Here is a 14403-nt window from a genome sequence, read left to right as displayed (position 1 = left end):
CTTGTTACTGACTACTGTTATGTAAGTGAAACTTTGTTGAGAATGAATTAGCAGATTTCAATCGCGATCGCGGTTGCCTCACCGCCACCAATACAAAGCGATGCAACGCCACGTTTTCCGCCAGTTTGCTTAAGCGCATGTATCAACGTCACGAGGATGCGGTTGCCGCTCGCACCAATAGGATGACCTAACGCACAAGCACCACCGCGCGGGTTAACTTTGTTCTCATCGAGTTCGAGCACTTTCACTGCGTATTGAGTGACAACAGCAAAGGCCTCATTAATTTCCCAAAGGTCAACGTCCGATTTGTCCCAGCCCGTTTTTTCCAGCAGTTTTTCAATCGCGAAGACAGGTGCGATGGTGAACTCTTCTGGCAGCCTTGCATGTGTGCTGTAACCCACGATTTTGGCTAGAGGTTGAAGGTTTTCCTGACGACCAAACTCGCTATCGACCAATACCATTGCCGACGCGCCATCTGAAATGGAGCTTGAGTTTGCCGCTGTTACGCCACCATCTTTAGCAAACGCAGGGCGCAAAGTTGGAATTTTGGCAACGTCAAGTTTGCTCGGTTGCTCATCGTCGGCAACTAAGATGTCGCCGCGTCGACTTTTCACGTTAACAGGCACGATCTCTTCTTTGAACAAACCTTGCTCAATTGCTTGCTGCGCACGAGTCACCGATTGCTGCGCCCAAGAATCCATGCTTTCACGATTAAACTGGTATTTTTGCGCTGTTTGTTCAGCAAAGACACCCATCAGATCGCCTTGATAAGCATCCTGTAAACCATCATAAAACATGTGGTCGAGCACTTGTTCGTGACCTAAACGGAAACCCTCTCGCGCTTTCTTTAATAGATAAGGAGACGAAGACATGTTTTCCATACCACCCGCAATAACCGCGTGTGCGTTGCCAGATTGAATAAGATCATGAGCAAGCATCACGGTCTTCATGCCCGACCCACACACTTTGTTCAGCGTGGTACAACCGATGGATTGTGGCATGTCAGCTTTTAAACTCGCCTGTCTTGCAGGGGCTTGTCCCACACCTGCTGGCAGAACACAGCCCATCAGTACTTCATCTATTTTGTCTGCATCAAGCTGACTTTCTGCTAAAGCGCCCTGAATGGCTGTCGCCCCGAGTTCAGTGACATCGGTTGAAGCTAATGCCCCTTGAAAAGCACCGATAGGCGTTCGTTTAGCGGCAACAATCCATGTTTCGTTTTTCATTCTGTTAACCTTTTGTTGACGTTTACGTCATAACTATACTAACATTTACGTTAACGTCAAGTTTGAGGTTATTGTTTGTTCGAGTGAATCGTCAGATTCGGGTAAACGTCAGTAATATCAAGGCTCAAGAGTGTTCACTAGTTATTTACTTTAACGTTAACGAATTGTATATTCGGATAAATGTTATACGAAAGTCGTAAGGTTAAAGAATGAATACATTTAAGATCAGTGAGCTCGCGAAAGAGTTCGATATTACAACCCGAAGTATTCGCTTTTACGAAGATTTAGGTCTGCTAACTCCAGAACGTAAAGGCAACACTCGAATCTACAATGGTCGCGATCGAATTCGACTAAAACTGATTTTGCGAGGTAAGCGATTAGGCTTTTCTCTTGCAGATATCAAAGAGTTGTTTGAACTCTACGATACCGATCAAAGTACTGAGCAGTTGAACTATATGATTCGGTTGATCGAAGAGAAGAAGGCAGCATTGCAACAGCAGGCGAATGACATTCAAGCGGTAATGATGGAATTAAATGCTGCGCAGTTGCGATGCCAAAACACACTGAGATCCATGAAAGGCGAAAAAGTCACCTGACACCTCAGCACTGGGATGTAGGTGACGTAAAGGCAAGGACACGCAATGAAATCTACCTACTCTTCCCTAAACTTTGTTTATGACGAAAATACCGATTTGCTTCGCGAGCAAATCAATAGTTTTGCTGCAAGAGAAATTGCGCCTCTCGCGCAATCTATCGACCAATCTAACGACTTTCCAAACCATCTTTGGTCCAAATTAGGTGAAATGGGTCTTTTAGGTGTTACCACCAGCGAAGAGTTTGGTGGCGCAAACATGGGCTACCTCGCCCACGTGATCGCTATGGAAGAAATCAGCCGGGCATCAGCCTCGGTTGCTTTAAGCTACGGTGCGCACTCCAACCTTTGTGTTAACCAAATCCACCGCAACGGGACACAAGCTCAAAAAGAGAAATATCTGCCTAAGCTCATCTCCGGTGAACATATTGGTGCGCTAGCAATGAGCGAGCCTGGCGCAGGTTCCGATGTGGTATCCATGCAGCTTAAAGCCGAACGTAAAGGCGATATTTTCCTGCTAAATGGCAACAAAATGTGGATCACCAACGGTCCGGATGCCCATACCTATGTTGTCTACGCCAAAACCGATCCAAGCCAGCACTCCAAAGGCATCACGGCCTTTATTGTAGAACGTGGATACCCGGGATTCACTCAAGCTCAAAAGCTCGACAAACTAGGCATGCGCGGTTCGAACACTTGTGAATTGGTATTCCAAAACTGCGAAGTCCCTGCTGAAAACATTCTTGGTGAAGAAAACCAAGGCGTGAAAGTGTTGATGAGCGGTTTGGACTACGAACGCGTTGTGCTCGCCGGCGGCCCGCTTGGCATTATGCAGGCATGTATGGATATCGTCGTGCCATATATACACGACCGTAAACAGTTCGGCAAATCCATTGGCGAATTCCAGCTTGTGCAAGCGAAAATCGCAGATATGTACACACAAATGAATGCTGCTAAAGCCTACGTTTACGCTGTGGCAGCCGCTTGTGATCGCGGTGAAACCACACGTAAAGACTCCGCTGGTGCGATTCTCTACAGCGCGGAACTGGCAACCAAAATGGCTTTGGATGCGATCCAGTTACTCGGTGGAAACGGCTATATCAATGAGTTTGATACGGGTCGTCTGCTTCGTGATGCCAAACTGTACGAAATCGGCGCGGGCACTTCGGAAATCCGACGCATGCTTATTGGTCGCGAATTGTTTAACGAAAGCGCCTAGTTATCATTCAACCCCAGGCGGACTGACTCAACACATTTCATTATTCAACCTAAATTGGTGACAGGCAATCTGTGCCTGTCACTCCGAATGGAGATCGGCTATTTATGGCTTGTTTGACGACCAATATTAATACCCACTCAGAGCAGTATCAGGAAAACTACCGCTCTATGGCGTCACTTGTGGATCAACTTTATACCGTGACCGCGCAAATAGAGGACGGTGGCGGCGAAAAAGCGCGAGAACATCAGCAGAAGAAAGGCAAGCTCCCTGCTCGAGAGCGCATTCTGGCCCTACTCGATCCAGGTTCGTCCTTTTTAGAAATCGGTCAGTTTGCTGGCTGGGATGTGTACCCTGATTACGTTCCATGTGCCGGAGTGGTTGCTGGTGTGGGTGTGATAGACGGCACAGAGTGCATGATCGTCGCCAACGACGTGACGGTAAAAGGCGGCAGTTACTATCCACTTACCGTTAAAAAGCACTTAAGAGCACAAGAAATTGCAGAAAAATGCCAACTGCCGTGTGTTTACTTAGTCGATTCTGGCGGCGCTAACCTGCCTCGCCAAGATGAAGTATTTCCAGACAAAGACCACTTCGGTCGTATTTTCTACAACCAAGCCCGTATGTCGGCCAAAGGCATCCCACAAATTGCTGTGGTGATGGGGCTGTGTACCGCTGGCGGTGCTTACGTTCCTGCCATGTGTGATGTTTCCATCATCGTAAAAGAGCAAGGTACGATCTTCTTAGCGGGTCCACCTCTTGTAAAAGCAGCGACTGGTGAAGAAGTGAGTGCTGAAGATCTTGGCGGTGCCGATGTTCACTGCCGTACATCTGGCGTAGCCGACTATTATGCAGAAAACGATCACCATGCGTTAGAGCTCGCAAGACAAGCTGTCTCTCAAATCAACCACTTAAAACCGATCCAACTTAAGCAAAAAGCGCCACAAGAACCACGTTTCTCTGCGCAGGAGCTTTACGGCATCGTCGGTACCGATCTCAAAAAGCCGTTTGATGTAAAAGAGGTGATTGCAAGAATTGTTGATGATTCACAATTTGATGAATTTAAAGCCTTGTTCGGTGAGACCTTAGTCTGTGGCTTTGCTCATATCCACGGAATGCCAATTGGCATCGTCGCTAACAACGGCATTCTGTTTTCAGAGTCGGCACAAAAAGGCGCCCATTTTATTGAGCTGTGTGCACAGCGAAAAATTCCTCTGCTTTTCTTGCAGAACATCACAGGCTTTATGGTCGGTCAAAAGTACGAGGCAGAAGGCATCGCTAAGCATGGCGCAAAAATGGTGACCGCTGTGGCATGTGCGGACGTGCCTAAATTTACCGTTGTTATTGGTGGATCGTATGGCGCAGGTAACTACGGTATGTGCGGCCGAGCTTATGATCCAACCATGATGTGGATGTGGCCAAATGCGCGTATTTCCGTCATGGGTGGCGAGCAAGCTGCGGGCGTAATGGCGCAAGTGACCCGTGATATTAAAACGCGCAAAGGTGAAAGCTGGAGCACAGAGGAAGAGGAAGCGTTCAAGCGCCCAATTGCGGAGCAATATCAAACGCAAAGCCACGCGTACTACGCCAGTGCTCGTCTGTGGGACGACGGCATTATTGATCCCGCGAAAACCCGAGATGTTGTCGGCATAGCTCTGTCTGCTGCGCTTAATGCACCGATACCAGACAGCAAATTTGGCATCTTCCGTATGTAGTCGGATACAAAGCAAACCTTAACTCCTCGCTATCCATCAATGATGAATAAAGTGCTGATTAGCGAGTATTGGAATATCAGACTTAAAAGTCAGACAAAGGAAGTCACATGACCGGACTACTGCTTGAAAAAGACAGCAATGGCGTTGCCTGGTTGAGCCTGAATCGGCCAGAAAAACACAACGCGTTTAATGACGAATTGATTGCCTCACTGATTGAGACACTAGAGCAACTCGAAAAGGAAGATTCTCTCCGTGCACTGGTGTTAACTGCACAGGGAAAACACTTTTCTGCGGGGGCTGATCTTGGCTGGATGCAGTCAATGGCAACCAAAACCAAAAGTGAAAACCTTCAAGATGCACAGCAACTAGCAAAACTTTTGCATACGCTGGATACCTTCAGTAAACCAACGATTGCCATGGTGCATGGCGCAGCATTTGGTGGTGCGCTTGGGCTGATTTGCTGCTGCGATATTGCCATTGGCACACCTGAGAGCCGCTTCTGTTTGAGTGAGGTGAAACTCGGCTTATTGCCCGCGACCATCGGCCCATACGTAATCCGAGCGATTGGACAACGACAAAGCCGACGCTATTTTTTAACCGCGGAACTGATTGATGCCGAGACTGCGCTTTCGATGAACATTCTTCATCTAATCGATCCCCAGCCAAAAGAGGCGGTCAATCGTATGGTTGATCACCTGATTAATAATGGTCCGCAAGCCATGCAGGCAGCAAAAGCACTTTGTTTACGCTGTGATAACCAACCTATCGACCACTCATTAATTGAATACACCAGCCAAGCGATAGCTGCTGCTCGTGTATCCGCAGAAGGACAAGAAGGCCTGACTGCTTTTTTCGAAAAGCGTGCCGCTCATTGGAGGAATCATGTTTAAAAGAATACTGATTGCAAATCGCGGTGAAATCGCATGCCGAATCATTAAAACCGCAAAAAGCATGGCCATCGAAACCGTTGCCGTCTATTCCGAGGCCGATCGCAACAGCCTGCACGTCAAACATGCGGACTTTGCCGAATTTATTGGCCCCGCTCCGGCGAGTGAGTCATATCTGGACATTGATGCCATCATCGGTGCTGCAAAGAAATGGCAAGCCGATGCTATTCACCCTGGCTACGGCTTTCTGTCGGAGAACCCGAAACTGGCGAAAGCGTGCAGTGAAAATGGCATTGTATTTATTGGCCCTTCCACCAGCGCAATCGAGGCAATGGGTTCTAAATCTCAAGCCAAAGCAATCATGTCAGAGGCGAACGTACCATTGGTTCCCGGCTATCACGGCACAGACAACAGCGTAGAGCATTTATTGGCAGAAGCGGAAAAAATCGGTTACCCGGTGATGCTAAAAGCGACTCAAGGTGGTGGCGGTAAAGGCATGCGAGTGGTCAACAGTGCGGCTGAAATGCCGTTAGCCATTGACGGTGCGCAACGCGAAGCACTTTCAAGCTTTGGCGACAAACAGCTTCTGATCGAAAAATGCATATTGCAGCCGCGCCACGTGGAAGTGCAGGTATTCGCCGATCAACATGGCAACTGCGTTTATCTTTCTGATCGCGATTGTTCCATTCAGCGTCGTCACCAAAAAGTCGTCGAAGAAGCGCCTGCTCCCGGTCTGAGTGATGAACTACGTAAGCAAATGGGTGAAGCCGCTGTTCAGGCCGCTCAGGCGATCGACTACGTTGGCGCTGGTACGGTTGAATTCTTACTTGATAGTCGTGGTCAGTTCTACTTTATGGAGATGAATACCCGTCTGCAAGTTGAACACCCAGTCACTGAGTTGATAACAGGTGTTGATCTCGTTGAATGGCAGTTCAACGTTGCGGCTGGCGAGCGTTTGCCTATCTTACAAAACGAAATCACACATAACGGTCATTCAATCGAGCTACGAATTTACGCCGAAGACGCCGAGAATGACTTTATGCCGTCGACTGGCCGCATTGATTACTTGAAAGAACCCGTCTCAGACAGCAATGTTCGCTTGGCGTGTGTGCGTGTCGATAGTGGTGTCACACAAGGCGATGCCATTAGTGAGTACTACGATCCGATGATCAGTAAACTGATCGTCTGGGGTCAAACGCGCGACATTGCACTCAAACAGCTTAAACAGGCTTTAACTCAGTATCACGTGCGTGGCGTCACCACCAACATCGGTTATCTGCACAGCATTATTTCGCAGCCAGCCTTTGCTGATGTTGAGCTTGATACTGGATTCTTGGTCCAACACCAGCAAGGCATTAACGAGCACCAAAACGTGTCTGATTCGATCTGGCTCACATTGGCCGCCATTGCACGCTGGAACGATATCACCTCGACGTCTGGAGATTCATCATTACCGTCACCTACTAGGCAAGGTTTTAGGCTGTCGGTTGAGAACGTGTATCGATTTAACTTCACGGCAGCAACGTCTAACCATCAAGTACGCTTACACCATTCTGCTAAGGAGTCCGGTTTCCAGCATCCTGACCAATTTACGATTCAATGTGGTGATCAAGTACATCAGGTCTGCCTGCTTGAAAAAGAAGGACAGTTCATCGTTGATATTGATGAGGAGCGTTTCATCTTTAATGCAATCAACGACGAGCAGAAAACGACGCTGTTTTATCTTGGTCAGCAACGTACACTTGCGCACCAACCAAGCTTTGAATCACCAAAAGGCAAAGAGGATGAGCTTAGCCCAACCGCACCACTTAACGGCATAATCTCGGCTGTCATGGTGAATAAAGGCGACGAAGTGGCGGCTGGCGATCCATTGTTAGTTCTCGAAGCGATGAAGATGGAGTACACCATCACCGCTCCGGTAGCTGCCACCGTTGATGAAGTTTTTTATCAGCATGGAGACCAAGTACAGCATGGTTCGATACTGCTGCATTTAGCTTTGGCATCAGAGAATGTCTGTGTCGATAAGGAGCGCGAGTATGCTACCAGCGAAGGTTAATATCGTCGAAGTTGGCGCTCGCGACGGCCTGCAAAATGAAACCGCAGTGACGTTGGTGGATAAAGTCCGCTTGATCGATCAATTGAGCCTCAGTGGCTTGAAACACATCGAAGCGGGTTCTTTCGTCTCGCCGAAATGGGTGCCACAAATGGCCGATTCTGATCAGGTATTTGCGGGAATAACTCAACAACCAGACGTGGTTTACAGCGCGCTCACACCAAACTTAGCAGGTTTAGAACGAGCACTAGAAAGTGGCGTAAAGCAAATTGCGGTATTTGGTTCCGCTTCTGAAGCGTTCAGCCAGAAGAACATCAACTGTAGTATTGCGGAAAGCCTCGCGCGGTTTGAACCTGTGATCGCTTTAGCACAGCAGCATAACATTCCTGTGCGTGGGTATTTATCCTGCACCATGGTTTGCCCCTACGAGGGCGAAATCAAACCAGAGCAAACCACCGCGGTAGCGAATACGCTGTTTAATATGGGATGTTATGAAATTTCTCTCGGCGATACTGTCGGTAAAGCAACCCCAAATCGCGTTATTGCCATGCTTGATTCGCTGTTAACGCAACTACCAAAAGATGCGCTCGCAGTACATTTTCACGATACTTACGGGCAGGCATTGGCCAACATTTACCAAGCTTTATTAATGGGAGTTAACACCGTTGATAGCGCCGTTGCAGGTTTGGGAGGCTGCCCTTACGCAAAAGGAGCGAGTGGCAATGTCGCAACAGAAGACGTGCTTTATCTGTGTGAGCAACTTGGTATTGAAACGGGCGTTGATCTTAACGCTGTCAATGAAGCAGGTTGGCAAATTTGCCGCGCATTAGGTAAACCACCAGCGTCAAAAGTGGCACTCGCACTTGGCGATCCTAGAAGCCTTTAACCGAGAAGCCTTAAAGTGACTATACAGTAACTCAGGATAATCTGGCGATATAAGCCAGCCAACCTGAGTTACTGCATAATAGTCAGTCTAATCACAAATCTACAAATTACCCTACCCAACGACTCCAAAGTGGCTGAGTTTGTGCCAACTCTTTCGCCGCACTTGAAGCCTGCGCGCTAAGGTGTGGCGTTCGATGTTTCTCCATCTCTGCGTAGCGATTCAATACCGCCAGTGTATCTTGTGGTGACTGACGTAATGCCTGTTGCAGGTGCTTACACCAAACCTGATGCCGTGACTGATGATACCCTTCTGGCGACTCTACTGCTTCTCGGCGCCAGTTTTCAACACACTGACCAAGCATCAGAAGCCCGAGCCCTGCGCGACCATGCTGCGGCCAGTCCAGACTGGTTTTTCGAGTCATACTCGTTAGCCTGACAACTCTGTGTTTCATACGCGCCTGCCAAAACGGGAAAGACGTGGTATCTGAAGCTAGAGAGGAAAGAGAACGCCACATCGCCTGCATGAGCACTTGTTGTCTGCGAAGCAAATTGGTCGGAAAGATAAGCTTAAATGCGAGTAATGCCAATGTTGGCCCGGCGATGATCGCAACGCCCTTGAGCGCCATAAGACCAGCATCTGGGGTGTAAGGTAAACTCGGCGTTGAGAGCAGTAAAAAGATCATCACGTAGTCCATGGAGCCTGACATCACCTTAGGGTGGGCAAACGGAAGTGTGATAAGCAGAATAAACGGAACCATCATCAGTAACATTTGCCATTCAGTACTCGCCAATGGCCACAACAATAACTGACAAATGGCAGTCGCGCTCACCGCAACGACCTGCCATAAAGCGATGTGCTTCATAATCAAAGCAGGGCTTTCAAAAGTAGAGAACAGCGTCACCATAACAGACGTACCGAGCAAAACATACGCCCCAATTGGTGAGCCAGTGAATGCCCAGCCAGAACCAGCCAAAAGAATAATTGTCCCGGTACGATACATCGCCTGCGAGGCACTTACCCAATCACGATGAAGCACAATGTGGTAAGGCGAGTGTTTTGTTGCAATATGCCCATTCTGATTGAACGCATGTCGACCAGACAACGCTTGTTTAAGCTCTGACAATCCCTGGGCCAGACGAGCTGTATCACAGGCTTGAATCGCGTAAGTAAGGTCAGACAACACTTGCTCAAGTGGTGACTTATGGTCATGTGCTTCAATGATTTTTTGTAAATAGTCCGCCAACTCTTCATTACGATTTACAGGACGCTTTTCAGCCAATATCGTTAACAGAGAAATATGTGCAAAGACCACCGCTCGCATAGATTGAACAGCGCGACGAGAGCGGAGTGAGCCAGCACTATGTGGATCCAACGCTTCTTCAATTTGCGCAGCTTCTAATAAAAGTTGCTCAACAGATTCAGAAAGCGGTTCTTGTCTAACCTGTTGCTGCAATGTGCGTAGCACAGAAACAGTCAAAGCTCGAAGTCGCCATATCAAGGCATCTTCATCACTCTTATGGGCAAATATAAGACCTACTACCAGTGCCACAATGACACCGGTGAGAACAGTGAGGAAGCGGTCGGCACCAAGCGTCCAGATACTTTGGTGGTTAACCTCACTTAACAGCACCACCAGTGAAGCAGAATAACCGGAAAGCAAAGTACAATAACTAAACAAACCATGAATGACATTACCAGCGCCTGTACATAGTCCAACCCATATCGCTAAGCCGATCACCAGCAAGAATAACTGATCACCGCAAAGGTGCATGAGAGCGAGGCCAGCAAGCGTACCGATCAGTGTACCCAGAATACGGAATAGCCCCTTCTCTATCAGCATTCCTCTTCCAGGCTGAGAAGCGGCCCAAACTGACATAGCTGCCCAAGATGGATGATCCAATCCCAGGGACCAGCCAATAAATAACGCAATACAGGATGCCATAGCCGTCCTAAACGCAAAATTAAGACGACTGGAATCAAATCCCCAGTTTACTAATCGCTCCAGCATTCAATCTCTCACTATTTAACTCTTAAAACGGGCTGTTAATGTATTTAGTACTTCCAGCATAGCGCTGATCTGTTCATCAGAGATGTCAGACAGCATATCTTCTTCAATGTCCTGCAAATGACTGCGTAGCAGCGAAACCTGATGACGCCCTTCATCCGTTAAATAAATTCGTTTTGTCCGACGGTCATGTTGGTCAGACTGACGTGTGATGTAGCCTTTCTGTTCTAGGCTATCAAGGAGGCGAACTAGAGATGAGCCTTCTATTCCAACCGAAGAGGCTAGCGCTTTTTGGCTAATACCATCACCAAACTCGTCCAAATGCAGAAGCGGTGACCAGCTGACATCCGTAAAACCTACTTGCGATAGTCGCTGATCGATGTGTCTTCGCCACAAGCGGGAGGTAATCGAAAATTGAATACCAAATTTTAACCTGTCCATTACAATTCCAATTAAAATAATTTGAATTCAAACTATATCCAAATAATAACACCTTTTATTACCAGATCAAACCTTCCGCAATGATCATCGCGAGCAATCGTTACCTGGCTTGATAGGCCGACTTACCGCAAAACCTAACGCAGTTCATCAACTCTTTTGGTATGACTATGCGAAACCATGAATATTTTTCATGTTCCACATTAAGTAAAAGCGTTTTAATTCATATGGTGCAAAGGGTATAAAAAACACTCTATCTATAACTCAAAATAATATTGAATCTCTACTCGATTTTTTGTCACTAACAACAGACATAACGTCAGAAAAATAAATCTAGAAAGTACAGAGATAGCTAGGAATAAGTTCAGGTTTACCTAAGGTATAGGATGTCAGCTCAAAATGAATAAAGATTTTAAATTTACGATTAATAGCATTTGCTTTGATGAAAATTATCAGCCTTCTGATAACACGCGTATCACGACAAACTTTGCTAATTTGGCCAGAGGAGAAAGTCGCCAAAGCAATTTACGTAACACCTTAAAAATGATTAACAATCGATTTAACGCCTTAGCAAGTTGGGATAATCCTGCTGGCGATCGTTATTCGGTAGAATTGGAAATAATTTCGGTTGACCTGGATATTGAAGGCAGTGGTCAATCCTTCCCTTCGATTGAAATATTGAAAACGAATTTTGTTGATCATAAAACCAATGAACGCATCGAAGGTATTGTAGGCAATAACTTTTCTTCTTATGTGCGAGACTATGATTTTAGCGTATTACTTTTAGATCATAACAAGAACCAAACTCAGTTTAGCATTCCAGATAATTTTGGCGATTTACATGGCAAGATATTCAAGAGCTTCGTAGATTCAGATACTTACAAGAAAAACTTCAAAAAAACGCCGGTTATCTGCTTGAGTGTTTCAGACAACAAAGTCTATCAACGTACAGAGAACCACCACCCAGTGTTAGGTTTTGAGTACCAGCCAAACGAATCGTCTTTAACTGAGCAATACTTCAAAAAAATGGGCCTACAGGTTCGCTATTTCATGCCGCCAAACAGTGTCGCGCCTCTGGCCTTTTATTTCTTTGGTGATTTGCTTAACGATTACACCAACCTTGAGCTTATTAGTACGATCAGCACGATGGAAACCTTCCAGAAAATCTATCGCCCTGAAATTTATAATGCAAATTCGACAGCAGGAAAACGCTATCAACCAAATTTAAACAACCTCGATCATTCATTGACTCAAATTGTTTATGACCGAGCAGAGCGCAGTCAATTAGCGATTGAACAGGGCAAGTTTACTGAGGAGCACTTCATCAAGCCATATAAAACGATTCTTGAGAATTGGTCTGCGAATTACGCTTTATAATCAACGAATATAGACAATAGCCTTTATTATGAAAAAATTATTACCTACTTCAACGTCAGGCAGTTTACCTAAACCTTCTTGGCTCGCTCAACCTGAAACCCTTTGGTCACCTTGGAAATTACAAGATGACGAACTCATTGCCGGTAAACAGGATGCGTTACGTATTTCATTGCAAGAACAACAGTGCTCAGATATCGACATTGTTAGCGATGGTGAACAAACGCGACAACATTTTGTGACGACGTTTATCGAGCACCTGAGTGGCGTTGATTTCGAAAATCGTAAAACGGTTAAAATTCGTGATCGCTATGATGCGAGCGTTCCAACCGTCGTGGGTCCAGTTTCTCGCCAAAAACCCGTTTTTGTAGAAGACGCTAAGTTCCTACGTCAGCAAACTGATAAACCGATCAAGTGGGCACTGCCAGGTCCTATGACCATGATCGATACACTTTACGATGATCACTACAAAAGTCGTGAAAAACTGGCCTGGGAATTTGCCAAAATACTCAATCAAGAAGCCAAAGAACTCGAAGCAGCGGGTGTGGACATTATCCAGTTTGATGAACCGGCGTTTAATGTGTTCTTTGACGAGGTCAACGACTGGGGCATAGCAGCATTAGAAAGAGCTATTGAAGGCCTGAAATGCGAAACGGTTGTCCACATATGCTATGGCTACGGCATCAAAGCCAACACCGACTGGAAAAAAACGTTGGGTTCTGAGTGGCGTCAGTACGAAGAAGTTTTTCCAAAGCTGCAAAAATCTAATATCGATATCATCTCATTAGAGTGTCACAACTCTCGAGTTCCTATTGAGTTACTCGGACTGCTTCGCGGTAAAAAAGTGATGGTGGGGGCAATCGATGTCGCAACCGATACGATTGAAACACCAGAAGAAGTCGCCGACACGCTGCGCAAAGCGCTTGAGTTTGTTGATGCCGATAAACTCTATCCTTGTACCAACTGTGGTATGGCGCCGTTGTCTCGACAAGTAGCAAGAGGCAAACTCAATGCCTTAAGTGCTGGAGCAGACATCGTTCGAAGAGAGCTATTGGCCTAATACACTTCAAACTTAAATCAGGGTTACCGTGTTCAACTGGTAACCCTTCATCGAATGTGTTTGCCCATCTTTGCCTTCAGAGTTAGGCTTGGGCGAACAGATAGAAATCTGAGTAACCTAAGGCTTCGGCCTAATCCAACGGGCGATTATCAGCGAAAAATCGTTTGATACTCTCCCGTTTTCTTATTGATAACATGTTGTTCTCGCACTTGTTCAGTACCTTTTTCATTAATGTCATCGACCCAATAGCCATCGTAACTATTAACGCAAGTGATTGAGTCACCACTATTCCACGAATCGTATACTGACACCTTATCAACTCTCATACCGTGCCCTTTAAGGATATCAGCGTATTTTGCCCCAAAATCCAAACAAAACTGAATGCGTTCATCGATGACAGCTTGACGTTTAGCCGCCTCTTCTTGTTCTCTTTTCTCACGTTTTAAGTTTTGGCGTCTTTGCTGTTCTAGTGCGACTTGCTGGGTCAGGCTATCCATCGTTGCAGTTTTGTTGTTGCCACTAAACTTTCGGTGAAGATAAATTTCTGAACTCTCGTCATAGGCAATAGCATAACCAGTATCAGTAGCACCGGCGATGCTACATGTCAGAACACCATCCTTAAAGTCTTCAGCAACAACTGGCAATTGGTTTAAAACAAGCGATGACACTGACATTGATGGTTGGAACTCTTTATCTTGGGTGACAACTAGCCTACCGAGCTCCTGACACTTTTCTACGTGTACATCCGATAAAACAGGATTACTGGTAGTTGTCGTAACACACCCTGCTAGGCTAATTAACACAGCCAAGGAGATAATTTTTTTCATATACAGTCTTTTACTCAGCGCTAATCGCACAAATATTGAAGCTCGAAGGTATTACATCAGTCTTTAGCGAAGATGTATAGCTTGCTTTCCCATTTCACACACTGTGTTTATTCAAGTCAGGCAA

At 46.4% G+C, this 14403-nt stretch carries 12 protein-coding genes; 8 read left to right on the top strand and 4 right to left on the bottom strand.

The features are described 5' to 3' along the window. Positions 1 to 47 precede the first annotated feature (47 nt). Positions 48 to 1226: a thiolase family protein gene (locus RXX31_RS01250; RefSeq protein ID WP_317587277.1), complete on the bottom strand. Its 1179-nt coding sequence runs from the start codon at positions 1224 to 1226 to the stop codon at positions 48 to 50. Positions 1227 to 1435: 209 nt separating this feature from the next. Here RXX31_RS01250 and RXX31_RS01245 point away from each other — a divergent pair, with 209 nt between their 5' ends. From RXX31_RS01245 to RXX31_RS01220, 6 genes are all read left to right on the top strand, one after another. After that, positions 1436 to 1822, top strand: a complete 387-nt coding sequence (locus RXX31_RS01245; RefSeq protein ID WP_005373242.1) for a MerR family transcriptional regulator — start codon at positions 1436 to 1438, stop codon at positions 1820 to 1822. A gap of 45 nt (positions 1823 to 1867) precedes the next feature. Then, positions 1868 to 3037: an isovaleryl-CoA dehydrogenase gene (locus RXX31_RS01240; RefSeq protein ID WP_065298804.1), complete on the top strand. Its 1170-nt coding sequence runs from the start codon at positions 1868 to 1870 to the stop codon at positions 3035 to 3037. Between the two features lie 104 nt (positions 3038 to 3141). Beyond that, positions 3142 to 4749, top strand: coding sequence for a carboxyl transferase domain-containing protein (locus RXX31_RS01235; RefSeq protein ID WP_065298805.1), 1608 nt, complete (start codon positions 3142 to 3144; stop codon positions 4747 to 4749). Between the two features lie 107 nt (positions 4750 to 4856). Continuing rightward, complete coding sequence (locus RXX31_RS01230) at positions 4857 to 5639, top strand: enoyl-CoA hydratase-related protein (protein WP_065301021.1); 783 nt, start codon at positions 4857 to 4859, stop codon at positions 5637 to 5639. After that, complete coding sequence (locus RXX31_RS01225) at positions 5632 to 7692, top strand: acetyl/propionyl/methylcrotonyl-CoA carboxylase subunit alpha (RefSeq protein WP_317587276.1); 2061 nt, start codon at positions 5632 to 5634, stop codon at positions 7690 to 7692. The genes RXX31_RS01230 and RXX31_RS01225 overlap by 8 nt, the downstream gene beginning before the upstream one ends. Then, on the top strand, positions 7673 to 8575 hold the full coding sequence (locus tag RXX31_RS01220; RefSeq protein ID WP_317587275.1) for a hydroxymethylglutaryl-CoA lyase: 903 nt from the start codon (positions 7673 to 7675) through the stop codon (positions 8573 to 8575). The genes RXX31_RS01225 and RXX31_RS01220 overlap by 20 nt, the downstream gene beginning before the upstream one ends. Positions 8576 to 8681: 106 nt before the next feature. On the opposite strand, the gene RXX31_RS01215 is transcribed toward RXX31_RS01220, so the two are convergent. Both RXX31_RS01215 and RXX31_RS01210 read right to left on the bottom strand, forming a co-directional pair. Continuing rightward, positions 8682 to 10583 (bottom strand): FUSC family protein, encoded by a 1902-nt coding sequence (locus RXX31_RS01215; RefSeq protein WP_317587274.1) that lies wholly within the window; start codon positions 10581 to 10583, stop codon positions 8682 to 8684. Between the two features lie 15 nt (positions 10584 to 10598). Beyond that, complete coding sequence (locus tag RXX31_RS01210; protein WP_317587273.1) at positions 10599 to 11021, bottom strand: MarR family winged helix-turn-helix transcriptional regulator; 423 nt, start codon at positions 11019 to 11021, stop codon at positions 10599 to 10601. 396 nt (positions 11022 to 11417) lie between these two features. Between RXX31_RS01210 and RXX31_RS01205 the strand changes: the two genes are divergently transcribed. Further along, positions 11418 to 12395 (top strand): DUF1852 domain-containing protein, encoded by a 978-nt coding sequence (locus RXX31_RS01205; RefSeq protein WP_317587272.1) that lies wholly within the window; start codon positions 11418 to 11420, stop codon positions 12393 to 12395. Between the two features lie 28 nt (positions 12396 to 12423). Then, complete coding sequence (locus RXX31_RS01200) at positions 12424 to 13452, top strand: methionine synthase (protein WP_317587271.1); 1029 nt, start codon at positions 12424 to 12426, stop codon at positions 13450 to 13452. A 149-nt stretch (positions 13453 to 13601) separates the two neighbouring features. On the opposite strand, the gene RXX31_RS01195 is transcribed toward RXX31_RS01200, so the two are convergent. Then, complete coding sequence (locus tag RXX31_RS01195) at positions 13602 to 14279, bottom strand: hypothetical protein (RefSeq protein ID WP_317587270.1); 678 nt, start codon at positions 14277 to 14279, stop codon at positions 13602 to 13604. Positions 14280 to 14403 lie beyond the last annotated feature (124 nt).

Source organism: Vibrio sp. EA2 (genome assembly GCF_033042495.1).
GTDB lineage: Bacteria > Pseudomonadota > Gammaproteobacteria > Enterobacterales > Vibrionaceae > Vibrio.
The sequence above is the reverse complement of the archived record's forward strand: the minus strand, read 5'-3'. Positions and strand labels throughout refer to the sequence as shown.

Bases quoted from the DNA above. Each gene is read 5' to 3' on its own strand.
- RXX31_RS01235 (WP_065298805.1), top strand. From the start codon at position 3,142: ATGGCTTGTTTGACGACCAATATTAATACCCACTCAGAGCAGTATCAG.
- RXX31_RS01205 (WP_317587272.1), top strand. From the start codon at position 11,418: ATGAATAAAGATTTTAAATTTACGATTAATAGCATTTGCTTTGATGAA.
- RXX31_RS01200 (WP_317587271.1), top strand. From the start codon at position 12,424: ATGAAAAAATTATTACCTACTTCAACGTCAGGCAGTTTACCTAAACCT.
- RXX31_RS01210 (WP_317587273.1), bottom strand. From the start codon at position 11,021: ATGGACAGGTTAAAATTTGGTATTCAATTTTCGATTACCTCCCGCTTG.
- RXX31_RS01220 (WP_317587275.1), top strand. From the start codon at position 7,673: ATGCTACCAGCGAAGGTTAATATCGTCGAAGTTGGCGCTCGCGACGGC.
- RXX31_RS01230 (WP_065301021.1), top strand. From the start codon at position 4,857: ATGACCGGACTACTGCTTGAAAAAGACAGCAATGGCGTTGCCTGGTTG.
- RXX31_RS01225 (WP_317587276.1), top strand. From the start codon at position 5,632: ATGTTTAAAAGAATACTGATTGCAAATCGCGGTGAAATCGCATGCCGA.
- RXX31_RS01195 (WP_317587270.1), bottom strand. From the start codon at position 14,279: ATGAAAAAAATTATCTCCTTGGCTGTGTTAATTAGCCTAGCAGGGTGT.
- RXX31_RS01250 (WP_317587277.1), bottom strand. From the start codon at position 1,226: ATGAAAAACGAAACATGGATTGTTGCCGCTAAACGAACGCCTATCGGT.
- RXX31_RS01245 (WP_005373242.1), top strand. From the start codon at position 1,436: ATGAATACATTTAAGATCAGTGAGCTCGCGAAAGAGTTCGATATTACA.
- RXX31_RS01215 (WP_317587274.1), bottom strand. From the start codon at position 10,583: ATGCTGGAGCGATTAGTAAACTGGGGATTTGATTCCAGTCGTCTTAAT.
- RXX31_RS01240 (WP_065298804.1), top strand. From the start codon at position 1,868: ATGAAATCTACCTACTCTTCCCTAAACTTTGTTTATGACGAAAATACC.